16 protein-coding genes are annotated in these 22,291 nt (G+C 68.6%); 6 read left to right on the top strand and 10 right to left on the bottom strand.

From position 1 onward, the window contains the following. Positions 1-38: 38 nt before the first annotated feature. From kduD to AC06FD_RS12335, 8 genes are all read right to left on the bottom strand, one after another. Positions 39-794 carry a 2-dehydro-3-deoxy-D-gluconate 5-dehydrogenase KduD gene (kduD, locus tag AC06FD_RS12300; RefSeq protein ID WP_259207953.1) on the bottom strand — a complete coding sequence of 252 codons (756 nt, stop codon included), beginning with the start codon at positions 792-794 and terminating at the stop codon, positions 39-41. 66 nt (positions 795-860) lie between these two features. Then, entirely contained in the window at positions 861-1,709 is an 849-nt protein-coding gene (gene kduI / locus AC06FD_RS12305; protein WP_259207955.1) for a 5-dehydro-4-deoxy-D-glucuronate isomerase, read from the bottom strand. A gap of 213 nt (positions 1,710-1,922) precedes the next feature. After that, entirely contained in the window at positions 1,923-2,984 is a 1,062-nt protein-coding gene (locus tag AC06FD_RS12310) for a LacI family DNA-binding transcriptional regulator (RefSeq protein WP_394164365.1), read from the bottom strand. Positions 2,985-3,027: 43 nt separating this feature from the next. Further along, positions 3,028-4,605: a family 43 glycosylhydrolase gene (locus AC06FD_RS12315; protein WP_478047392.1), complete on the bottom strand. Its 1,578-nt coding sequence runs from the start codon at positions 4,603-4,605 to the stop codon at positions 3,028-3,030. Between the two features lie 65 nt (positions 4,606-4,670). Continuing rightward, a complete protein-coding gene (locus tag AC06FD_RS12320; protein ID WP_259207959.1) occupies positions 4,671-5,954 on the bottom strand; it encodes a TRAP transporter large permease in 1,284 nt (427 codons plus the stop codon). A 3-nt stretch (positions 5,955-5,957) separates the two neighbouring features. Then, complete coding sequence (locus tag AC06FD_RS12325; protein WP_478077955.1) at positions 5,958-6,497, bottom strand: TRAP transporter small permease; 540 nt, start codon at positions 6,495-6,497, stop codon at positions 5,958-5,960. Between the two features lie 11 nt (positions 6,498-6,508). Beyond that, a complete protein-coding gene (locus AC06FD_RS12330) occupies positions 6,509-7,513 on the bottom strand; it encodes a TRAP transporter substrate-binding protein (RefSeq protein ID WP_259207963.1) in 1,005 nt (334 codons plus the stop codon). Positions 7,514-7,551: 38 nt separating this feature from the next. Beyond that, the gene (locus tag AC06FD_RS12335; protein ID WP_478077956.1) at positions 7,552-8,373 is read right to left on the bottom strand and encodes a 2-keto-4-pentenoate hydratase; all 822 of its coding nucleotides are present in this window, start codon (positions 8,371-8,373) and stop codon (positions 7,552-7,554) included. 154 nt (positions 8,374-8,527) lie between these two features. On the opposite strand from AC06FD_RS12335, the gene AC06FD_RS12340 reads away from it, so the two are divergent. From AC06FD_RS12340 to AC06FD_RS12355, 4 genes are all read left to right on the top strand, one after another. Then, positions 8,528-9,529: an alpha/beta hydrolase gene (locus AC06FD_RS12340; RefSeq protein WP_478077957.1), complete on the top strand. Its 1,002-nt coding sequence runs from the start codon at positions 8,528-8,530 to the stop codon at positions 9,527-9,529. After that, positions 9,526-11,154, top strand: a complete 1,629-nt coding sequence (locus AC06FD_RS12345) for a carboxylesterase/lipase family protein (RefSeq protein ID WP_478077958.1) — start codon at positions 9,526-9,528, stop codon at positions 11,152-11,154. The genes AC06FD_RS12340 and AC06FD_RS12345 overlap by 4 nt, the downstream gene beginning before the upstream one ends. Before the next feature lie 155 nt (positions 11,155-11,309). Then, entirely contained in the window at positions 11,310-11,900 is a 591-nt protein-coding gene (locus AC06FD_RS12350) for a cysteine dioxygenase family protein (RefSeq protein WP_259207969.1), read from the top strand. Positions 11,901-12,637: 737 nt separating this feature from the next. Beyond that, positions 12,638-13,477 (top strand): PhzF family phenazine biosynthesis protein, encoded by an 840-nt coding sequence (locus tag AC06FD_RS12355; protein ID WP_478077959.1) that lies wholly within the window; start codon positions 12,638-12,640, stop codon positions 13,475-13,477. Positions 13,478-13,600: 123 nt separating this feature from the next. On the opposite strand, the gene AC06FD_RS12360 is transcribed toward AC06FD_RS12355, so the two are convergent. Both AC06FD_RS12360 and AC06FD_RS12365 read right to left on the bottom strand, forming a co-directional pair. Beyond that, a complete protein-coding gene (locus AC06FD_RS12360) occupies positions 13,601-17,416 on the bottom strand; it encodes a LamG-like jellyroll fold domain-containing protein (protein ID WP_478077960.1) in 3,816 nt (1,271 codons plus the stop codon). A gap of 204 nt (positions 17,417-17,620) precedes the next feature. Beyond that, complete coding sequence (locus AC06FD_RS12365; protein WP_259207975.1) at positions 17,621-20,368, bottom strand: TonB-dependent receptor; 2,748 nt, start codon at positions 20,366-20,368, stop codon at positions 17,621-17,623. Between the two features lie 270 nt (positions 20,369-20,638). Between AC06FD_RS12365 and AC06FD_RS12370 the strand changes: the two genes are divergently transcribed. Beyond that, positions 20,639-21,655, top strand: coding sequence for a sugar kinase (locus tag AC06FD_RS12370; protein ID WP_478077961.1), 1,017 nt, complete (start codon positions 20,639-20,641; stop codon positions 21,653-21,655). Beyond that, positions 21,642-22,280, top strand: a complete 639-nt coding sequence (eda, locus tag AC06FD_RS12375) for a bifunctional 4-hydroxy-2-oxoglutarate aldolase/2-dehydro-3-deoxy-phosphogluconate aldolase (RefSeq protein WP_478077962.1) — start codon at positions 21,642-21,644, stop codon at positions 22,278-22,280. The genes AC06FD_RS12370 and eda overlap by 14 nt, the downstream gene beginning before the upstream one ends. The last annotated feature ends 11 nt before the right edge of the window (positions 22,281-22,291 follow it).

Below are 22,291 nucleotides of genomic sequence, written 5' to 3' on the forward strand. Positions count from 1 at the left end.
AGCGCAGACCGTGGGCGCGCCAGCGCGCAGCGACGGCGTTACCGCGCGAGCCAGCCGCCATCCACCGGCAGCACCGCGCCGTTGACGTAATCCGAGGCGCTGGACGCCAGGAACACGGCGGTGCCGCCGAGGTCTTCCGGCGTGCCCCAGCGCGCGGCCGGGATGCGGTCGAGGATGGACTTGTTGCGGTCCTGGTCGGCGCGCAGCGCGGCGGTGTTGTCGGTGGCCATGTAGCCCGGGGCGATCGCGTTGACGTTGATGCCCTTGCTGGCCCACTCGTTGGCCAGCAGGCGGGTGATGCCGGCGATGCCGCTCTTGCTGGCGGTGTAGGACGGCACCCGGATGCCGCCCTGGAAGGACAGCATGGAGGCGATGTTGATGATCTTGCCGCGGCCCTGGGCGATGAAGTGCCTGCCGGCGGCCTGCGAGATGAAGAACGCGGACTTGATGTTGACGTTCATCACGTCATCCCAGTCCTGCTCGCTGAAGTCCACCGCGTCGGCGCGGCGGATCAGGCCGGCGTTGTTGACCAGGATATCCAGGCCACCGAGGCCCTCGATGGTTTCGCGGATGACCCGCTCCACCGGCTCGATGCTGATCAGGTTGGCTTCGATCGCCAGGCAGCGGCGGCCCAGCGCGGTGATGGCGGCGATGGTCTCGGTGGGCGGCTGGATGCCCGCCACGGCGACGTCGGCACCGGCCTGTGCCAGTGCCACCGCGATGCCCTGCCCCAGGCCGGTGTTGCCACCGGTGACCAGGGCGACCTTGCCTTCCAGACTGAACGGATTAGCCATTGCGTATGCGGTCCTTTTCCAATGCGGCACAGGCGCCGCCCGCACGCTGCGGGCGGCGCATCGGGGTCACTTGAGCTGGCAGATGTCCAGCACGTGCATGTCGGTGTAATCCAGGTTCTCGCCACCCATCGCCCAGATGAAGGCGTAGTTGCTGGTGCCGGCGCCCATGTGGATCGACCACGGCGGGGACACCACCGCTTCATTGTTCTGGATGACGATGTGGCGCTGCGCCTCCGGCTCGCCCATGAAGTGGTAGACGCGGTCGTTCTGGCCCAGGTCGAAGTAGAAATAGACCTCGCTGCGGCGGTCATGCAGGTGCGGCGGCATGGTGTTCCAGACGCTGCCCGGCTTGAGCACGGTCAGGCCCAGCAGCAGCTGCGAGGACTGGCAGGTGGCCGGCACGATGTACTGGTAGATGGTGCGCTCGTTGCTGGTTTCCAGCGCGCCGCGATCCAGCGCGACGGCATCCTTGATCGACAGCTGCTTGGTCTCGAAGCGCGCATGCGCCGGGGTGGAGGCCAGGTAGAACTGCGCCGGGGTGGCGGCGTCGTCGGAGGCGAACACGACCTCTTCGCTGCCCATGGCCACGTACAGGCCGTCCTTCGGCCCCAGCGTGAACACGGTGCCATCGACGGTGACGGTGCCGCTGCCGGCGCCGACGTTGATGATGCCCAGTTCGCGGCGCTCCAGGAACGCGTGGCCAGCGGCGGAGGCCGGCTCGGTCTGCTTGGGCAGCGACAGCGGGCCCTTGACCGGGGCGGCACCGCCGAGCACGAAGCGCTCGTAGTGGGTGTACTTCAGCGTCACCGCATCGGCATTGAACAGGCCGTCGAGCAGGTAGAGCTCGCGCAGGTCGTCGTTGCTGGCGCCCTTGATGGCGTCGGGATGGGTGGCGTAGTGGGTCTTGCAGTACATGGCGTCTCCAGAGCAGGGGTGGGCCGACGGGTCGGCCCCGGCGCGATTTCCGGTCATTCTAGCCAGATGGGAAACCGGTGTCATTTTGCATTGCGGCAGTGGGGGCTGTGCGCCCCACGATGGTTCGGTACAGCGGTGCGATCGGCAACCGGTTACCCCGGCGCGTGGCGACGCGTTCGTCTTGACCCCGCGGTGTCGCCGCCGCGGCGCGGGCTAATCCTCCGGCGGCTGGCAGGAATCGCGCACGATCAGGTGCGGGCGCACGCTGGCGATCTGCAGCGCGGCCTGGCCGTCGGGCTGGATCAGCATCGCGGCCGCGGTGCGCCCGGTATCACGGGTGTGGCGGCGCACCGAGGTGAGCGACGGCCACAGGCGCGAGGCCAGCGGGCTGTCGTCGTAGCCGATGATCGACAGCTGCCGCGGGATGTTGATGCCCGCGCGCAGCGCGACCTTGTAGATACCTGCGGCCATTTCGTCGTTGCCGGTGAAGATCGCGGTCGGGCGCTGCTTGCCCAGCAGCAGCTTCTCGGCGGCGGCCACGCCGGATTCGAAGGTGTAGCCGGCCTCGACGATGCGCGCTGGCGGCAGCTCGATGCCGCGTTGGGCCAGGGCGTCGATGAAGCCGGCGGTACGTTCGTGTGCCGATCGGTAGGCACTGGGGCCGGTGACCAGCGCGATGTCGCGGTGGCCCAGCGAGAGCAGGTAATCGGCGGCTTCGGCCGCGCCGTCGCGGTCGTGGGTGACCACCATCTGCGAGGTGTCGTCCAGCGGCAGCGAGGCGATGCGGGTGAAGCGACAGCCGATCTCGTCGAGCATGTCCACCAGCGCCTGGTCCTCGGACGCGCGCGGGACCAGGATCACGCCATGCAGCTTCTGCTGCTGCACGAAGCGGCGCACGCCGTCGATGTAGCCCGGACTGCGCGAGTCGCAGGGATGCACCACCAGCTCGAAGCTGGAGCCGCGCAGCGCATCCAGGGCGCCGTACTGCATGTCCACGATGTACTGCGCGGTGGGGTTGTCGTAGACCATGCCGATCAGGAACGAGCGTCGGAACGCCAGGCCACGCGCCAGCGGATCGGGCGCGTAGCCGACCTCGCGCATCAGCGCCTCGACCTTTTCACGGGTGTCTTTGCGCACCAGCGGCGAGTTGTTGATGATGCGCGAGACGGTCTTCTTGGATACCCCGGACAGGCGCGCGATGTCATTGATCGTGGCGGCCTTGCCCTTGGTCAATCCGTGCGGCGGCATCGGATCGGTTTTGCTGCGCAATGACATGTCGTTCAAACCGGGGATGAGTCAGGGGATTCTAGCGGGCCGTTCAATCCAGGGCCCGGTAGCGGAAATGGCGGAACCGCACCTTGCCCTCACCGGCGGCGTACAGGGCCGGCTTCAGGGCGAGGAACTTCCCGGCCACATTGTGATGGTAGCCGGAGACTTCCATCTGAACCGGGTACTTCTGCCAGGTCTGGCCGTCGGCGCTGGTATGGATGGTGACGATGTGGCGGTTGTTGGTCACCCGCAGCCAGAGCCGGCCGCCCTTGGCGCTGGGCGCGAGCCGGGTGGGGCGCTCCTCGCCGTAGCGGTGCATGACGAAGGCCTCGCCGTTGCTGCCCACGCCGGCGTACAGGCGGTCGCTGTAGAAGAGCAGGGCACCGCCCACCGCGCCGGGACCGACCTCCATCTCCACCTCGAACTGGTAGGCCGGATCGCCGGCGATGGCGGTCAGCGGGGAGGCGTCCCGCGGGGTCAGGCCCTTGCCCTGCAGCAGCAGGCCGTCGCCGCTGAAGTCCAGGCGCCGGTACTCGTCCTGGGCGGGGTTGAAGAACGACCACTGCGCGCCGAGGGCAGGGCCCTTGAAGTCATCCGACAGCGCCATGCCATGCGCGCCCACCGAGGCACCCGCCGGCTTGCGCAGCGGCTGGCCCAGATCACCGCCCTTGGCCACGAACCAGCCGTCGGCGGTCCATTCGATCGGCTCCAGCAGGGCCTGGCGGCCGAGCGTCCAGTACCCGTTCTCGTAACCGTGGTACATCATCCACCAGCGCCCGTCGGTGCCCTCGATGACGGTGGCGTGGCCACGCGACCACCAGGGCTCCGACGCCGACTGGGTACGCATGATCGGGTTGTTGGGCGCGTTCACCCACGGCCCATGGATGGAGCGCGAGCGGGCCGTGATCACCATGTGCCCGGTGGGCGGGCCGGCGGTGCCACCCACGGCGGTGGTCATGTAGTACCAGCCATCGCGGAAATTGATCTTCGGCCCTTCCTGCGCATAGGCCTCCACGTCCCAGCTTTCCGGGTATTTCCAGCCGTCGTAGACGTGCCTGGGCGTGCCGACCACGCTCAGGCCATCATCGGCCAGCTGCACGTAGGCGCCGCCGCTGAGGAACAGGTAGCGCTTGCCGTCTTCGCCCACCGCGTGGCCGGGATCGATATAGCCGCCCAGCCCGATGTCGATCGGCTCGCTCCACGGGCCCTTGATGTGGTCGGCCCAGACCACGAAGTTGCTGCGGGCCTCGGCGGTGCGCGCGGGAAAGTAGATGAAGTAGCGGCCCTGGTGCTTGACGATGTCCGGTGCCCAGATCGCGCCCACGTTCCTGGTGATCGCATGACCCAGCGGCTGCCAGTTGACCAGGTCGCGCGAGTGCCAGATCGGCAGGCCGGGGTAGGCGTCGAACGAGGACAGGGTGAGGTAGTAGTCCTCGCCATCCTTGAGCACGGAGGGGTCGGGATGGTCGCCGGCCAGCACCGGGTTGAGGAAGGTGCCATTGCCGAGGTCGGCCTGGCGCTGGTGCTCGATGCCCCGCTTCCATGGCGTGGTGGGTGGGGCGGCGTGTACCGCCGTGGCCAGCAGCAGGCCGGCGGCGAGGCCGGCCAGGGTCTTGCACAGGGTCATCGCAGGTCTCCGCAGTTCAATGGCGGGACGCGCGCGTGCAGGCCGCGTCCCGGGCACCACCCGGCTCAGCCGCGCAGCAGCGCGGGCAGCCACAGCGACAGTTCGGGGAAGAAGGTGACGATCACCAGTACCCCCAGCGCGGCGAACCAGAACGGCCAGATCGACCGCATGCTCTCGCCGACGCTGATCTTGCCGATCGCCGTGCCGATGAACAGCACCGAGCCCACCGGCGGGGTGACCAGGCCGAGGCCACCGGTCAGCACCAGCACCAGGCCGAAGTGGATCGGGTCGATCCCGTAAGCCTTGGCCACCGGCAGGAAGATCGGCGTGCAGATCAGGATCATCGGCGCCAGGTCCATGAAGGTGCCCAGCAGCAGCAACATCACCACGATCATCAGCAGCACCATGAACTGGCTGTGCGCGAAGGACTGCAGGAAGTCCACCGCGGCCGCTGGCACCTGCAGGTAGGCCAGCAGCCAGCCGAACACGGCGGCGGTGGCGATCACGAACAGGATCACCCCGGTGCTGCGTGCGGCATGGGTGACCGTGCCGAGGAACTCGCGCCAGTTGAGCTGGCGATACAGCACGGTGGTGACCAGCAGCGCGTAGACCACCGCGATCGCCGCGCTCTCGACGGCGGTGAAGATGCCGGCGCGGATACCGATGAAGATCAGCGCGACCAGGCCCAGGCCGGGCAGGGCCGAGACCATCCGCAGCAGCACCGCGCGCCAGCCCGGAAACACTTCCACGCCGTAGCCACGGCGGCGCGCCACCACGTAGCCGGTGACCATCAATGCGAGGGTCATCAGCAGGGCCGGCACGATGCCCGCGGCGAACAGGTCGGCGATCGACAGCCCGCCCCCGGCCGCCGCCGAGAACAGGATCAGGTTGTGCGAGGGCGGCACCAGCAGCGCGACCAGCGCGGCGGTGATGCTCACGTTGACCGCGAAGTCGCGGTCGTAACCGCGCTTGACCATCTGCGGGATCATCGTGCCGCCCACCGCCGAGACATCGGCGATGGCCGAGCCGGACACGCCGCCGAAGAACAGCGAGGACAGGATCGAGACCTGGCCCAGGCCGCCGCGCATGCGTCCCACCAGCGAAGACGCCAAGGAAATCAGGCGCTCGGAGATACCGCCGCGCATCATGATTTCACCGGCGAAGATGAACAGTGGAATGGCAATTAGCGAGGCCGAGCCGGTGCCGGCGGAGATCTGCTGGACCAGCACCAGCGTGGGCAGGTCCAGGTACCACAGGGTGGCCAGCGCGGCGGCGGCCAGGGCGTAGGCGACCGGCACGCCGAGCAGCAGCAGGAGCGCGAAAACAGTAAAGAGGATCGTGATGCCCATGGTTCAGCGGTCTCCCTCGGCAACGGTGGCGGCGTCGGCGGGTCGCACGGCCTGCACCATCTGGTTCACGGCGAAGATCGCCATCAGCGCGCCGCCCACCGACAGCGGCAGGTAGTTGATGCTCTGCGGCAGGTTGGCGCCGGCAGTCTTGATGTCCAGGCCGTCCAGCAACAGCACGGCGGCCCACCAGGCGATCACCACGCCCAGCACGGCCACCACCAGCGCGGAGAACACCTCCACGGCGCGACGCAGGCCGGCGTGCATGTGCGCGGCCAGCAGGAAGAAGCCGAAGTGGCGGCGGGTATGTACGCCGGTGGCCGCGCCCAGGCTCATTGCGGTGGCCAGCAGCAGCAGCGTGACCGGCTCGGTCCAACTGGGCGAATCGTTGATGACGTAGCGGGCAAAGACCTGCCAGCCCTGCACCACCACCAACCCGAGCAGGGCCAGCACGGCGATGTGGATGGCCACCTCGGCGATGCCATTGAGCAGGCGTTGGGGCGCGCTGGGGACGATCACGAGCGGTTCGGAAGCGGTATCGGACATCGCGGCAGGCCTCAGGCGAAGTCGCGGATGCGACGGGTGAGCGCGGCCAGCTCCGGCTGCTGCAGGTACTGCTGCAGCAGCGGATCGGCGGCCTTGCGGAAGGCGGGCATGTCGACCGCGTTGAACTGGATGCCGAAGTCGGCCACCGCCTGGCGGGCGCTGTTTTCGGAGGCATCCCACTGCTGGCGCATCACGTTGACCGATTCACGCGCGGTCTCCAGCAGCAGCTGGCGGTCGGCCGGGCTGAGCTGCTCGAAGCTGTCGCGCGACATCAGCAGCACGTCCGGCGCATAGGAATGGTCGCTCTGCGACCAGTAGTGCGCGGCCTCGAAATGGCGGCTGGAGTGGAAGCTGCGCATGTTGTTTTCCGCACCGTCGATCATGTGCGTCTCCATGCCGGAGAAGGTGTCGCCCAGCGACATCGGCGTGGGATTGGCACCGAGCAGGCGCATCAGCTGGATGAAGATGTCCGAGGACGCCACGCGCAGCTTCAGGCCGTGCAGGTCCTTGGGTTCAACGATGGGATGCTTGGTGTTGTAGAAGCAGCGCGCGCCGGAATCGTAGATGGCCAGGCCGACCAGGTCGCGCGTCTCGAAGCCACGCAGCACCGCATCGGCGATGCCGCCGTCCAGTGCGCGGCGCATGTGCGCCACCGATTCGAACACATACGGCAGGCACAGGGCCTGGGTCAGCGGGAACGCGTTGTTGAGCGCGCCGGAGTACACCCGGGTGATGTCGATGGCGCCGAAGCGGGCCATGTCGATCGCCTCGGATTCGCGACCGAGCTGGCCGGAGTGGTACTGGCGCAGCTTCAGGCGCCCCCCTGTCTTCTGTTCGAGCTGCTGGCCGATCCACTTCACCGCGGTCACGGTGGGGTAGTCGGCCACGTGCACGTCGGTGGCGGTCAGCAGGTGCGCGCCCGGCACGTCGCTGCCGGTGCTGCGCGAACACGCCGACAGCACGGGCACGCTCAGCGCGCCCAGACCGGTGGCAAGGAAATTTCTGCGAGTGAACATCTGCGCCCTCCCAAGCGGACTGTCCATGGCTGCGCGGTTTACCCGGCAGCGATGGCCCTGCAGGTAATGTCGCCGTAGCCGGCGAAACGGATCAATGCCTGTTGCCCAACGGCGATGTCGTGGATGCCGGTGGCGTTGCCGCTGGCGATCAGGTCGCCGGCCTTGAGCGGCCGCCCACGCTGCGCCGAACGCGCCAACGCGAAGGCGTAGGCGGTACGCAGCCCACCGGGCAGCAGGGTGGCACCGCCGGTGCCGACCACCTCGCCCTCGATGCGGGTTTCCGCGCGCAGGTCGGCGTCGTCCAGGGCGGTCCAGTCGTGGATTTCCCCGCCCAGCACCAGGCCGTTGTTGTTGCCGAAGTCGGACACCACCACGCGCGGGCCGAGCTGGTTGATGGTGGCCAGCGGGCTGCTGGCCACTTCCACGCCATAGAACAGCTTGGCCGGCAGGGCTTCGGCTTCCTCGGCGGTCCAGTGCAGCTTGTCGGCCGGCGCGTCTTCCAGCAGCTGGATCACGAACTCGGCCTCGACCGCGCCGAAGCCGCCGACGAACACCGGGATGTCCACTGTTCCACCGGTGGCATTCCAGAGCCGGCGGGAGAAGATCGGGCCCAACAGGCGGTCGTCGCCCGAGCTGTCACGGCGCTCGGCCGCGATGTAGCCGACCTTCCAGCCGACCACCGTGTCGTCCCACAGGTCGATCGCCTGGTCCTGCACGCGGTAGGCGGTGACCAGGTCCGGCGGGATCTGGCCGGGGAAATCGGGCACTGCGCGGCCCTGCTGGCGGGCGCCGACGAAGGCGCGGGCGATCTCGCCCAACCCCTGGTCTGGCAGGTCGTGTGTGCCGTGATCGTTGCTCAAGCGGGTCTCCCGGTGAATGGTGCACTGCCCATCGACAGCGTCTGGATGTGCTGTATATGGTAAACCGGTGTCATTGGCAATGTGCAGCGCGTCAGAACGCTGCGGCCGGGGCACCATGGACCCGATGCCCCTGATCACGAGGACACCTGCCGCTATGTTCCGCGCCGTTCTGCTGCCCTTGCTGGCCTGCCTGTTGCTGGCAGGCGCTCCATTGCCCCTGCGCGCCGCCGAGCGCAGCGTGCCGGCCACCGAACCCGCCGTCGGCAGCGCCGACCGCATCGCGCTGTGGCCGGCCGGGCAGGTGCCGGGCGAATCCGGGGCGCCGCGCACGCCGCACGTCATCGAGCGCAGCGATGACCCGACATTGCCGGACCGCTACATCGACGATGTGGATGCGCCCTATCTGGTCGCCTACCGGCCCAGGCACCCCGACGGCAGCGCCCTGCTGGTGATTCCCGGCGGCGGCTACCAGCGCATCGTGCTGGACAAGGAAGGCACCGCGCTGGTGCCGGCCTTCGTCGAGCGCGGCGGGGTGACCCTGTTCGTGCTGCGGTATCGGCTGCCGGCCGGGCGCAGCGATCGCCAGGCCGCGCTCGCCGATGCGCAGCGCGCACTGCGGCTGATCCGCGACGGCGCGAAACGCTGGCAGCTGGATCCAGGCCGCATCGGGGTGATCGGCTTCTCCGCCGGCGGCCATGTCGCCGCACGCTTGAGCACCGGCTTCGACCTGCCGGCGTACCCGGCGCGCGATGCGGTCGACCGCCAGAGCGCGCGGCCGGACGTGGCCCTGCTGCTGTACCCGGTGATCGACATGGGGCCGCATGCACACAGCGGCTCGCGCGCTCGACTGCTCGGCGAGCATCCGGATGCGGCCTTGGTGGCGCAGTTCTCGATGCAGGACCACGTGCGCGCCGACATGCCGCCCACCTTCCTGGTACATGCGCAGGACGACAACGTGGTATCGGTGCACAACAGCCTGGTCTATTACCAGGCGCTCACCCGGGCCGGTGTTGCCAGCGAGATGCACCTGTTCCCGCAGGGCGGGCATGGCTTTGGCGTGCGCATCCAACCCGGACTCACCACCGCGCAGTGGCCCACGCTGGCCCTGCAGTGGATGCAGGCACGGTACGCACCGGTCGCGGAGGCCCGCCCATGAGCGATTCGCCCGCCGATCTGCAGCGCCGCCGCTTCCTGCGCGACAGCGCGCGTTACGCAGCGATGCTCGCCGCTGGCAGCGTGCCGCTGCTGTCGACCGCCGCCCCTGCCGTGCCAGGTCCGCGCCAGGCCGCCGCGCCGCTGGCGACGGTGCGCAGCGGACGCCTGCGCGGCCAGGCCGAGCACGGGGTGAACGTGTTCCGCGGTGTTCCCTACGGGGCCGACACGCGCGCGCGGCGCTTCCTGCCGGCGCTGCAGGAGCTGCCGTGGCGCGGCGTGCGCGATGCCAGCGCGTACGGGTCGTCCGCCCCGCAGGGTGGCAGCGATGGCCCGGGCAGCGAAGACTGCCTGTACCTCAACGTGTGGACGCCGGCGCTGCGCGACGGCGGCAGGCGGCCGATCCTGTTCTATATCCACGGCGGTGCCTACAACAACGGCTCGGGCAGCGATCCGCTGTACGACGGCAGCGCGCTGTGCCGCCGCGGCGACGTGGTGGTGGTGACGGTCAACCACCGCCTCAACGTGTTCGGTTATCTGTACCTGGGCGCCTTCGGCGACCCGGCCCTGGCCGGCTCGGGCAACGTCGGCCAGCTCGACCTGGTGCAGGCGCTGCAGTGGGTGCGCCAGCACGCGCAGGAGTTCGGCGGCGATGCCGGCAACATCACCGTGTTCGGCCAGTCCGGCGGCGGTGCCAAGATCGCCACGCTGATGGCGATGCCGGCCGCGCGCGGGCTGTTCCAGCGCGCCTGGACCATGAGCGGCCAGCAGGTGACCGCGGCCGGGCCGCGTGCGGCCAGCCAACGCGCACGGATCGCGATGCAGGCAGTGGGTGCGAATGATGTGGCCGCGCTGCGTGCGCTCTCGACCGAGGCGCTGCTGGCGGCCACCCGCGCGCGCGATCCGTCGCGGGTGGAAGACACCGGCCTGTATCTCGGCCCGGTGCTGGACGGCGCAGTGCTGCCGGTGCATCCGTTTTGGCCGGAGGCAGCCGCGCAGTCGGCGGGCATCCCGATGGTGATCGGCAACACCCACGATGAAACCCGCGCCTTCCTCGGCAACGACCCGGCCAACTTCGCCCTGACCTGGGAGACCCTGCCGGCCAAGCTGGAGAAGGAGCAGTACACCGACCTGCTGCCGTCGACCGTGATAGCCGCATACCGGCGCCTGTACCCGCACTACACGCCGTCGGAGGTGTTCTTCGCCGCTACGACCGCCGGGCGCTCCTGGCGCGGCGCGGTCGAGGAGCTGGAGGCGCGCGCACGCCAGGGCGCACCGACCTGGGCGTACCAGCTGGATTGGGGCTCACCGCTGGACGGCGGCCGATTCGGGGCGTTCCACACGCTGGATATCCCGCTGGTGTTCGACACCACCGGCCAACCGGGATCGCGCACGGGCGGGGGCGATGACGCCCGGCAGGTGGCCGCGTCGATGAGCGAGGCGTTGATCGCGTTCGCGCGGCACGGCGATCCCCACCATGCGGGCCTGCCGCGCTGGGACAGGTATTCGCTGGAGCGCCGCGAGACGATGCTGTTCGACCGGGTTCCGCGCCAGGCCAACGATCCCCGCGGTGGCGAGCGCGAACTGTACCGGCAGGCGCCTTTCATCCAGCGCGGAACGTTCGGGTGAGGCACACGCGGGGCGAACGCGTCATGGCACGCGCGTCGTTTGATAGACGTTTGGGGCTTTTTCGTCGACTTTGATCTGCGTTGCGCTTGATTTGACCCGATCTGTCGTGATTCCCGTCAAACACCGCGTTCACCGCAATCGCCTAGACTGGGGGCATGCAAGATTTCCGCGACCCGTTTCCCCCGTTTCATGGACGTGATCGATTGATCGCCGCCGTCGATCACGCGGTCCAGCACGATGATGCCCACCAGATCGCCGCGACGCTGCGCCATGCGCTGCGCGAGGCGATCGCCGACAGCCGCATCCAGTTGCCGGCCTGCGTACACCACCCGATCGAGGACCACTACGCGCGCCGCGAGCTGTACCGCAGCGCGGCGCACGGCTACAGCATCGTGGCGATGAGCTGGGGGCCGGGGCAGGGCACGCCACTGCACGACCACAGCGGCCTGTGGTGCGTGGAAGGGGTGTGGCTGGGCCAACTGGAAATCACCCAGTACCAGCTGCTGGAACGCGACGGCGAGCGCTTCCGCTTCCGCGCACAACCGGCGATCCTCGGCGACTGCGGCAGCGCCGGCAGCCTGATCCCGCCGCACGAGTACCACACCATCCGCAATACCAGCGCCGACGACCTGGCGATCTCGGTCCACGTCTACCAGGGCGAAATGACCCGCAGCGCGGTGTTCGAGCCCGACGGGGGCGACTGGTACGCGCGCCGCGTGCAGGTGATGGAAACCGACGCGGCGTGATCCGGTGGTGCCGGGCCATGCTCGGCAATAGCGCAATGCGGCGTGGGTCATGCGCCGCTCTCCGCGTGCGGGCCGGTTGTCTCCTGCCAGAAGCAGCCGAGCGTGGCTCGGCTCTACCCGGGGTGGCGTGGGCGTGGGCGTGGGCGTGGGGGTGGATCATCCCGCGGTGCTTGGTGAAATGACCCGCAGCGCGGTGTTCGAGCCCGACGGGGGCGACTGGTACGCGCGCCGCGTGCAGGTGATGGACACCGACGCGGCATGATCCGGTAGTGCCGAGCCATGCTCGGCAGCAGCGCAACGCGGCGTGGGTCATGCGCCGCTCTCCGCGTTTCGGCCGGTTGTCTTCTGCCGAGGGCAGCCGAGCGTGGCTCGGCTCTACCCGGGGTGGCGTGGGTGTGGGTGTGGATCATCCCGCGGTGCTTGGTGAAATAACCCGCAGCGCGGTGTTGGAGCCCGATGGCGGCGACGGGTACGCACGCCGCGTGCAGGTGATGGACACCGACGCGGCATGACCCGGTAGTGCCGAGCCATGCTCGGCAGCAGCGCAACGCGGCATGGGTTATGCGCCGCTCTCCGCGTTTCGGAGGGTTGTCTTCTGCCAGGAGCAGCCGAGCGTGGCTCGGCTCTACCCGGCGTGGGCGTGGGCGTGGGCGTGGGCGTGGCCGTGGCCGTGGCGTTGCGTTGGCGTTGGCGTTGGCGCGGGCGTGGATAATCCCGTGATGCTTCCGGAGTTTCCGATGTCCATTCATCCGTTCCAACAGGTCAACGTGTTCAGCGCCAATCCGCTGCTGGGCAATCCCCTTGCGGTCGTGCTCGATGCCGCCGGTATCGACGAGGCACGCATGGCGGCGTTCGCGCGCTGGACCAACCTGAGCGAGACCACCTTCGTGTTGCCGCCCACCGATCCGCGCGCGGACTACCGGGTGCGCATCTTCACCACGCTGGAGGAACTGCCGTTTGCCGGCCACCCGACCCTGGGCAGCTGCCATGCGTGGCTGGCGCAGGGCGGGGTGCCGAAGGGGCAGGAGATCGTGCAGGAGTGCGGGATCGGCCTGGTGCGTATCCGCCACGGCGAGGCCGGGCTGGCGTTCCTGGCCCCGCCACTGCTGCGCGGCGGGGCGCTGGACCCGGCGGTGCGCGAGCGCGTGCGCGCCGGTCTCGGCGTGCGTGTGGAGGACGTGGTGGACGCGCGCTGGGTGGACAACGGCACCGGTTGGCTGGCACTGCGCCTGCGTGACCGCGCCACGGTGCTGGCGCTGCAGCCGGACTACACGCAGCTGGACGGACTGAAGGTCGGGGTGTTCGGGCCGTGGCAACCAGGCGACGGCGACGCGGCACAGTTCGAGAGCCGCGCCTTCATCGCTGGCGACGGCGCGCCGGAGGATCCAGCCACCGGCAGCCTCAATGCGGGTATCGCGCGCTGGTTGCTCGAGGAAGGGCAGGTGCCGGACCGCTATGTGATCAGCCAGGGCACCGTGCTGGGGCGTGCCGGGCGGTTGCAGGTGGAACGGGTAGGCGATGCGCTGTGGATCGGCGGGGCCTGCGTGACCTGCATTGCGGGCACGGTCACGCTGTAACGGGGATTGGGCGCGGTAGGGTCGCACCCCGATCGACCGCCGGTATCCTCCGGCGGCACGGGAAGGGGCTGAGCCCCACCGTACGCCGCATTGCTGCGTTGTTGCGCTGCGCCGCTACGCGCGTCAGTCCAGCACGACCACATTGTTGCGCTGGGTCACTTCGGCCCCCCCGTCGGCCAGCATCACCCGCACGCGCAGGCCGCGGTGCTTTGCCGACGGCAACGGCAGGCTCAGCGTATGGGTCTTCGGCAGCAGGTCGCTGGGCGCGGCCATCGCCGGCACGTCGGCACGCGCGAGTTCGCGGCCGTTGCCGTCCTCCAGCAGCGCCACGCCTGCGCCAGTGCCCACATGCCCCAGGCTGTGCACGGTTACCTGCACCTGGCCGGCGTCCACGCGTACATCGCCGCGACCGATGCCCAGGTCCGGGCGCTGCTCGACCGGCTGCCCGGCCTGCACCAGTTCGAACTCGAACACCTGTGCCTGCCCCGGCACGAACCGCAACGTGGTGGACGCGCTGCGTTCGAGCGCCAGCTCACGCACGCTGGCCTTGCCGTCGATGCGGTCGTCGCCATCGCGATCCAGGCCGCTGGTCATCCGCCACTGCCCCGCCGTGACGTTCCAGGCGGTCATGTCCGCATCCACCGCACGCTTGCCGAGGTTGTAGGCGATCACCTTGAAGCGCGCCGGCGACGGCGCGTGCACCAGCAGCGCCACCTGCTCGGCGGCATCGGGCTGGGCGAAGCGCCAGCTCACGGTGTGCCCCGGCCAACTCTGGTTGCGCTTGAGCGCGATACCGCCGAGCCGCGCGCGCTGCAGGAACTCGCTCGGCGCTTCGACCCGGTCGGACCACCAGTGGCCTTCGGTATTCATGTACTCGCGCTGCGCCTTGGCCTGGATGCCGTCGGCGTGCAGGGCTTCGAGGTATTTCTTGTCGCCAGTGGCCTGCCACGCCATCAGGCTGGAGAAGCCGGTGTTGCCGGCGTCGGCATCGGCGATCAGGCGTGGGTTCCATTCCGCGCCACGGCCCAGTACTTCCACGTAGTTCTCGCCCAGGTTGGCCAGCGCGCCGGGGCCGCCGCGTTCGACGCGGTAGTCCAGCGCCTTGAGGTACCTGGCGTCGCCGCTCCAGCGCCACGCGGCCCAGAAGGTATGCATGACATCGCCACCGCCGGAACCGTTGTTGAGCTCGCCGCCACGGGTCTTGCCGGTGGCCCAGCTGATCTCGTTGGGCAGGGTCCAGCGGCCTTTGTCGTCGGTGTAGGCGTGGGCCAGGTAGCTGTCGGCCAGGCCGGTGACGAGTTTGCGGCTGGTGGCATCGGCGTTGTACTGGCCGACCAGGAACGCCGGATGCAGCGCGGGGAACGAGTACGGCTTCTGCCACTGCCAGTTGGGTTCGCGGTAGACCTTGTTGCCGCCGTACCAATTGCTGGAGAACAGCAGGTGGCCCTGCGGGTTGGGCAGGATGATGCGTTCGTCGAACGCCTTCACCGTCTCCATCAGCCGCTCGACGGTGAGCGGGTCGCCCCAGTTGAGGTAGAGCATGGCGCTGTTGGTGTTGATGCCTTCCTCGTAGGCATGCAGTTCGTCGGTCTCGATGGTGCTCAGGCCGCTGCTGAACATCCCATTGCGGTACACCGCATCGGACAGCGCGGTGAGCGAGGCATTGAGCCGGTCCGGCTGCACGCCCATCAACGCCAACCCGGGCCATTGCTGGGTGAGGTCGGAATCATCGGAGATGCCGCCACCGAAATCGCCGTAGGCGATCTGGCGGTTGTCGATCCACCAGTCCACGAAGCGGCGCACGTACTTCAGGTCCTCGGTCTGGGCGAACGCCCACTGCGGCACGCCCTTGGGTGCTACCGGCGCGGTGAACGGCGGTTTGCCCTGGCTGTTGTAGCTGATGTAGTTCCAGTACAGGCGGCCGAGTGCGTGGTCCGGGTCGACCCGCAGCAGATCGGTCAGGTCGGCGTAGACGCGTGCATACAGGCGCTGGCGCTTGGACGTGGTGTGCTCTTCGACCAGGAAGCCCCAGTTGTCGCGCGCCTGGTTGAAGCGGTCGGCCACGTGTTCCTGTTTTGCCGCTTCGCGGTCCTTGTAGACCATGCGGATCTCCGCACCGTCCAGCGAGGTGGCATTGAAGCCCGGCGCGGCCGAGGCGATGGACAGCCACAGGCTGTCGGCGGTGAGGATGCGGTCGCGCAGGTCCAGCCACAGCGTGCGCCTTTCGCCCGGCTTGACCGATACCGACACATCGATCATGTCGCGCGCCGGCCAGATCGGGTCCTTGATGCGGATGTTGAGCGGGATCAGGCCGTTGTTGGTCGCCGGCAGATCCAGGGCGGGCAGGTCGATGGCCACGCCATCCAGCCCGTCGTGCATGTTCTCCCAGCTGTAGGCCCAGCTGCGGATCAGCGGCTGGGCAGCCGGCGCGTCGCCCACGCCCGAGGGAATCAGCACGTGCACGATCGGCAGCGGCTGCGCGGGCAGGGTATCTGCGCTGCGGCGGCGCGAACCGGCGCCCTTGGGCAGGGCCATCACCGTGCTGCGTTCGTCCACCGGGAAGCGCCCGTCGATGTACTGCCGCAGGCTGGCGATGTTGAGGTAATCGGGCAGGGCCTGGCTGTCGATGACGTAGCGCTGCTTGACCGTGCCGGCGGGCTCGGCCGCCGCACCGACGTCGTAGGCCCATATTTCCTGGATCGGGGTTTCCTGTTCGGTAGTGCGGAAGTGCAGTACGCCGCCGGTCTGCGCGGGGATGTCATCGACGCTGCGCACCACGCCCTGGCGGCGCTGCAGCAGCGGCGTCGGCGGTTGGCCGTCGTCGCTGTGGCTGAGCGAGCCGAACGCAGCGCCGCGCACTTCGATGCGGTTGACTGTCTCGCCCGCCGGCAGGGTCAGGTCGAGCTGCTTCCCGCCGTCGACGTAGGTGTTCCAGTCCGGCAGCTGGAAATAGTCGTTGCGGCCGGGCAGTCGCGAGCGGTTGTAGACGCCGGGCCAGGTCGTCTCAGCGATGCCGTCGGTGGCCTTCCACATCCACTGCTTGTGGTCCTTGGTATCGGCGAACTCGACCTTGCGGATGCGCGTGGTCGGTGCGGTCAGCGCCGGTGGCGCCGCGCTGTCCCAGCCGAAGCGATGGCGCCAGGCACGCATCGGATCGGGCGCGGCCACGGCCGTGGTCGGTGCCGTATTGCGTGCCAGCGCGGCCATGCCGGCCGGGTCGAGCAGGCGATCGTAGACGCGGATCTCGTCCAGGTCGCTGCCACGCAGGAAGTTGTAGCGGCTCTGCACCTGGTAGGGCGCCATCACCCGCCCGGCCAGGCCCAACTGGTCGAGCGCGGCGTCGTAATCGGCGGTGGTGTCCTGGCGTGCCACTTCCTTGCCGTCGACGTACAGGCGTACGCCGTGGTCCTCGTCCCAACCGAAGGCGATGTGCTGCCACTGTTGCGGCGAGGGGGCATGGTCGAGCGCGAAGGAAACCCGCGTGCGCGCGAGGTTGGCGTCGGTGACGAACGCGTCGAAGCCGTGGCCGTTCCAGTCGATGCGCAGCCAGGCCATGTCCCAGCTGCTGTGGTCGGCGTAGCCGACCCGGAAGATCACGAACGGCGCTTCACCCACCGCATAGCGCGGGCGCCAGAAGAAGCCGAGCGTGCCACGCTGGGCCTGGATGTTGCCGGGCGCGTTCCACGCGAGCACGCCGTCGTCTTCCCACTGGATCGCCGATCCGCGCGCGCCATCGGGCACGCGTTTTACCTTGTCCAGGAAATTGGGGACCGCATCGCCCTGCGCGGTGTCGGCGGTGAAGCCGTTGTCGGCCGAGACGTGGAACAGCAGCTGCGGTGCCGGCTGTGCCCAGGCCCCGGCGCTGCCTCCCAGCAGCATCCACAGCAGGCTGGCCGAAAGACGGGTGCGACGGAGCGAACGGACAGCGTGCAGCGGCATGGCAGGTTCCTTTCGACAGCTCAACGTTACGGCGGTGGCGCGGGGAGCTGGATCGACGGCAGTGCCAATGCGCTGCGTGCGGGCGCGCAGCCTCCCCGCCGCGTGTCCTGCACGCAACGCACGCTAGCAAAGCCGACGTTCCCCAACATCTTGCGACGCAACAGCGGCGGCGCGATCGCTCACGCCGCCGCCGTCTGGCGTGGATCAGAACTTGTAACGCACGCCGAGCATGAATTGACGCCCCGTCTCGGTGTACTGCAGCGGCAGCTGGCCGGTGGACGGCGAGTAGACCCACTCGTCGCTGGCTTCGTTGGTCAGGTTCATGCCTTCCAGGCTCAGCTCCAGCTTCTCGTTGATCGCGTAGCGGATCGAGGCGTCGATGAAGGTGGTGCCGGTCATGCCGTGGTAGCCGTCGAGGTTGAAGCCGGCTTCCGTGCCCGTCACCTGGGTCAGGTAGTCGTCGCGGTTGGTCGCCGAGACGCGGCCGGAGAACACCTTGCCCTCGTAGAACAGCGTGGCGTTCCACGAGTTGCGCGACAGGCCGGTGAGATCGGCCTTCAGCACCGGCTGGCCGCTGGAGTTGATGTACTGGATCTGCGAATCGACCCAGGTGTAGTTCAACTGCACGCCCAGGTTGGACCACTTGCCCGGCAGGAAGGTGAACGGCTGGGTGTAGTTGACCTCCACGCCCTTGAGCTCGCCGCCCGGCGTGTTGACCGGCTTGGTGTAGGTGAAGTCGCTGTCCGGGCTGGCGCCGGTGCCGATCAGCAGCGCGTCGGGCAGGCCGCTGAAGCTGTACGGGTGGGTTTCGCGGGTGGTCTGGATGAAGGTCTCGATGTCCTTGTAGAACAGACCGACACCGGCCATCGCCCCTTCGGCGAAGTACCACTCGAAGCCGAGGTCCACGTTGGTCGCGCGGATCGGGTCCAGGTCCGGGTTGCCGGTGGCGATGGTGCGCGCCGCGCCGGCCACGGCCACGGTGGAACCGGGGGTCAGGTTGCCCAGGCCCGGACGGCTCATCACCTTGGCCGCGCCGAGGCGGATCAGGAAGTCCGGGGTGATTTCCGCCACCAGGTTGAACGAGGGCAGGGTGTCGTCGTAGGTGCGCTCGGCGGTGGTGGACACCGTGGTGGTGGTCAGCGTGGACAGGCCGGTGGCGGTCTGCTTCGTGCGCACATAGCGCACGCCGACGTTGCCCGAGAACGGGATGCTGCCCAGCTCGGTGGAGAACTCGCCCATCAGGTAGCCGCCACGATCCTCTTCGTCCACGCTGCGCACGTTGTTGGCACGCGGGGCGACGGCGAAGATGCCGCTGTTGCTGTAGATGTCGAACTGGTCGGCGATCGCGTCGAGGTTGGGCACCACCCAGTTGTTGGGGCTGCCGGTGATGCCCTTCAGGCCTTCCTGCTGGGTCATGTCCACCGGCACGATCTTGCTGCCGTTGGGGAAGTTGGGCACGGCCAGCTCGCTGGCGCGGCGCAGCTCGACCGTCTTGAAGGTGTAGTTCTTGGCCAGGATGCCGCCCTTCAGGCGGAAGCCGGGGCTGATGTTCCAGTTGAAGTCGATCTGGCCGGTATCGAAGTCATTGTCCACGTACTGCGGGCGCAGGCGGATTTCGGCCAGTTCCCAGCCCGCCGGATTGGTCGGGTCGATGCCGTAGTTCAGCGTCGGGAACCGGCTGTTGCCCCGGTAGTCGTAGCTGTAATTGTCGACGTCGTACTTGTCCATGATGATCGTGGTCTGGATCGGGTTCTCGTGCTTGGAGCGCGAGATGCCGACCTTGCCGGACAAGGTGAAGTCATCGCCGAAACGGTGCTGGCCGTTCAGCGCGATCTGCTTGAATTCGGTGCTCCACTCGTCATGGCGGTTTTCGGTGCGGATGTCGACGTTGTCGAACTCACCGTAGACCAGGGCGTTGTTCTCGATCGCGCCGTTCTTGACGATCATCGCCGGCTTGCCGACCAGGCGCGGGGTGGTGCTGGTGCCGCGGCTGAAGGAAATCGCCTCGATGTAGTGCTCGTCGCGCTTGGCGTCGATCTTGGAGTACAGCGTGTCCAGCGAGATTTCGGTCGATTCGGTCGGCTTCCACTGCAGGGTGCCGGTGACGCCCAGGCGCTTCTGCTCGTGTTCCATCTGCACGTAGCGCGGGAACCGCGGATGGTAGACGTTGGCACTGCGCGCGGCGGCGAACGGCGAGGCGGCGTTGAAGTTGTTGTTGCTCGGGCCGTTGGCCCAGCGGCCGGTGTTGGAGCCTTCCTCCAGCGCCTGGCGCTCGGAGTAGGCCACCGACAGCAGCGCGCCGAAGGTGCCATCGGCGAAGGTGTTGGAGATCAGTGCGGCCACGCGCGGGTCGGCCTTTTCGGCCATGGCGTTGTAGCTGGCCTGGCCGCTGGCGGCGAACGTGAAGCCGTCGTAGTCGAACGGGCGCGCGGTGCGCAGGTCGACAGTGGCACCCAGCGAACCCTCTTCCACATCGGCCGAGGCGGTCTTGCGCACCAGCAGCTGCGAGAACAGGTCCGAGGCGAACACGTTGAAGTCGAAGCCGCGGCCGCGGTTGGTACCGCCGCTCTGGTCGCCGGCGCCGACGGTGGTCAGCGCTTCCATGCCGTTGATGCGCACGCGGGTGAAGTCCGGGCCCAGGCCACGCACGGAGATGTTGCGGCCTTCGCCGGCTTCGCGGGTGATGACCACGCCGGGGATGCGCTGCAGCGATTCGGCCAGGTTCAGGTCCGGGAACTTGCCGATGTCTTCGGCGACAATCGCATCGACCACGCCGGCTTCGCCGCGCTTGATGTCCAGCGCCTTCTCGACGCTGGCGCGGTAGCCGGTGACCGTGACCGTGTCCAGGTCGGTGGGCGTTTCCTGGGCCAGCGCGGTACCACTCAGCGCCAGGCCGATCGACAGGGCAAGCAAGGTAACCGGTGTCTTTTTCTGGATGTTTCGAGATTGCATGTTTTCCCTCTCCCAAGGTGCTACATGAAACAGCTATCCGGCGACATGTCAGTGCAATGACACCGCTGGTCAGGGCGGACGTTAACAGCCCGCTCCAGAAGGAGCATCTTGCAGCGCAACAGATTTTGAATGTCCCCTGGAGGCTTGCGGGACAATGCTTTCGACATTTCGCCCGGTGGACGGCTGGCGCCGCAAGGCTAGAATGACACCGCTAGCCATTCCGCTTGGGCGGCTTTCCACCGGCCCTGGCCTTCACAAGGATCCACCACCATGAGTCGTGTCGTCTGTTTTGGAGAATTGTTGCTGCGCATGAGCGCGCCCGGCCGTGAGCTGCTGCTGCAGAGCGCGCAGCTGGCGGTGCACGCCGGCGGCGCGGAGGCCAATGTCGGCGTCTCGCTGGCGCACCTGGGGCACGCGGTGGCGATGGTCAGCACGCTGCCGGACAACCCACTGGGCAGCTTCGTCGCCGGCGAACTGCGCCGGCACGGCGTGGACACCAGCCACGTGCGGGTGCGGCCGGGGCGCATGGGCCTGTACTTCCTCACCACCGGCGCGGTGCAGCGCGCCAGCGAAGTGGTCTACGACCGTGCCGACTCGGCGTTCGCCAGCGGCAGCGCCGCCGACTACGACTGGGACGCGCTGCTGGCCGGCGCCGACTGGCTGCACCTGTCCGGGGTCAGCCCGGCGCTCAACCCGGCGATGGCCGAGGCCACGCTCGCCGCGGCGCGCGCGGCCTGCGCGCGCGGGGTGAAGGTGTCCTTCGACGGCAACTTCCGCCCATCGCTGTGGGCGCGCTGGCAGGGCGACGCGGCCGGCATCCTGCGCGACCTGTTCGCCTGTGCCGACGTGGCCTTCGCCGACTACCGCGACATCGGCGTGGTCCTCGGCGGCGACTTCCCGCAGGCGCAGCTCGCCGAGCGTGTCGATGCGGCGGCGGCGCAGGCCTTTGCCGCCTTCCCGCGGCTGCAGTGGATGGCCTGCACCCAGCGCACGCCGCACAGCGTGGACAACCATGCGCTCGGGGCGATGCTGCTCGGGCGCGACGGTACCCGTGCGGTGGCACCCACGCGCGAGATGATCGGCATCGTCGACCGCATCGGCGGTGGCGATGCCTTCGCCGCCGGCATCCTGCATGGCATGATGCGCGGCTTCGCGCCGGACGCGATCGTGCGCTTCGGCTTGGCCGCAGGCTGCCTGAAGCACTCCATTCCCGGCGACTTCAACCCTGTCAGCGAGGCTGACATCATGGCCCTCACGGGCGAGGAGCGATTCGATGTCCGGCGCTGATCCGCGCGTACGCGCAGTCCTGAAACTGGCCCCGGTGATTCCGGTGTTCACCCCGGAAAACGTCGACGATGCCGTCGAGGTGGCGCGCGCGCTGTTCAACGGCGGGCTGCCGGTGATCGAGGTGACCCTGCGTACGCCGGTGGCGATGGAGGCGATCAAGGCGATGGTGGACGCCGTGCCCGACGCGGTGGTCGGCGCCGGCACCGTGCTGAGTGCCGCGCAGATGGAACAGGTGAAACAGGCCGGTGGCCGCTTCGCGGTGGCCCCGGGCGCGACCCCGCGGCTGTATGCCGCCGCGCGCGATAGCGACCTGCCGTTCCTGCCCGGCGTCGCCACGTCCTCCGAACTGATGCTCGGGCTGGAACAGGGCCTGGATACCTTCAAGTTCTTCCCGGCCGTGCAGGCCGGTGGTGCCGCGATGCTCTCGGCCTGGAACGGGCCGTTCGGCGACGTGCGGTTCTGCCCCACCGGCGGGATCAGCGCGCAGACCGCGCGCGATTTCCTGCACCTGCCCAACGTGCTGTGCGTGGGCGGTTCCTGGCTGACCACGCGGGCGCTGCTGCAGGCCCGCGACTGGGCCGGGATCGAACAGCTGGCGCGCGATTCGGCCGCCCTGGTCGGCTGAGGCGGAGCGCC

Source organism: Stenotrophomonas sp. Steno-Z1 (genome assembly GCF_056393175.1).

Excerpts from the sequence above, each read along its gene's own strand:
- kduD (WP_259207953.1), bottom strand. The coding sequence starts at position 794 with ATGGCTAATCCGTTCAGTCTGGAAGGCAAGGTCGCCCTGGTCACCGGT.
- kduI (WP_259207955.1), bottom strand. The coding sequence starts at position 1,709 with ATGTACTGCAAGACCCACTACGCCACCCATCCCGACGCCATCAAGGGC.
- AC06FD_RS12310 (WP_394164365.1), bottom strand. The coding sequence starts at position 2,984 with ATGTCATTGCGCAGCAAAACCGATCCGATGCCGCCGCACGGATTGACC.
- AC06FD_RS12315 (WP_478047392.1), bottom strand. The coding sequence starts at position 4,605 with ATGACCCTGTGCAAGACCCTGGCCGGCCTCGCCGCCGGCCTGCTGCTG.
- AC06FD_RS12320 (WP_259207959.1), bottom strand. The coding sequence starts at position 5,954 with ATGGGCATCACGATCCTCTTTACTGTTTTCGCGCTCCTGCTGCTGCTC.
- AC06FD_RS12325 (WP_478077955.1), bottom strand. The coding sequence starts at position 6,497 with ATGTCCGATACCGCTTCCGAACCGCTCGTGATCGTCCCCAGCGCGCCC.
- AC06FD_RS12330 (WP_259207963.1), bottom strand. The coding sequence starts at position 7,513 with ATGTTCACTCGCAGAAATTTCCTTGCCACCGGTCTGGGCGCGCTGAGC.
- AC06FD_RS12340 (WP_478077957.1), top strand. The coding sequence starts at position 8,528 with ATGTTCCGCGCCGTTCTGCTGCCCTTGCTGGCCTGCCTGTTGCTGGCA.
- AC06FD_RS12345 (WP_478077958.1), top strand. The coding sequence starts at position 9,526 with ATGAGCGATTCGCCCGCCGATCTGCAGCGCCGCCGCTTCCTGCGCGAC.
- AC06FD_RS12350 (WP_259207969.1), top strand. The coding sequence starts at position 11,310 with ATGCAAGATTTCCGCGACCCGTTTCCCCCGTTTCATGGACGTGATCGA.
- AC06FD_RS12355 (WP_478077959.1), top strand. The coding sequence starts at position 12,638 with ATGTCCATTCATCCGTTCCAACAGGTCAACGTGTTCAGCGCCAATCCG.
- AC06FD_RS12360 (WP_478077960.1), bottom strand. The coding sequence starts at position 17,416 with ATGCCGCTGCACGCTGTCCGTTCGCTCCGTCGCACCCGTCTTTCGGCC.
- AC06FD_RS12365 (WP_259207975.1), bottom strand. The coding sequence starts at position 20,368 with ATGCAATCTCGAAACATCCAGAAAAAGACACCGGTTACCTTGCTTGCC.
- AC06FD_RS12370 (WP_478077961.1), top strand. The coding sequence starts at position 20,639 with ATGAGTCGTGTCGTCTGTTTTGGAGAATTGTTGCTGCGCATGAGCGCG.
- eda (WP_478077962.1), top strand. The coding sequence starts at position 21,642 with ATGTCCGGCGCTGATCCGCGCGTACGCGCAGTCCTGAAACTGGCCCCG.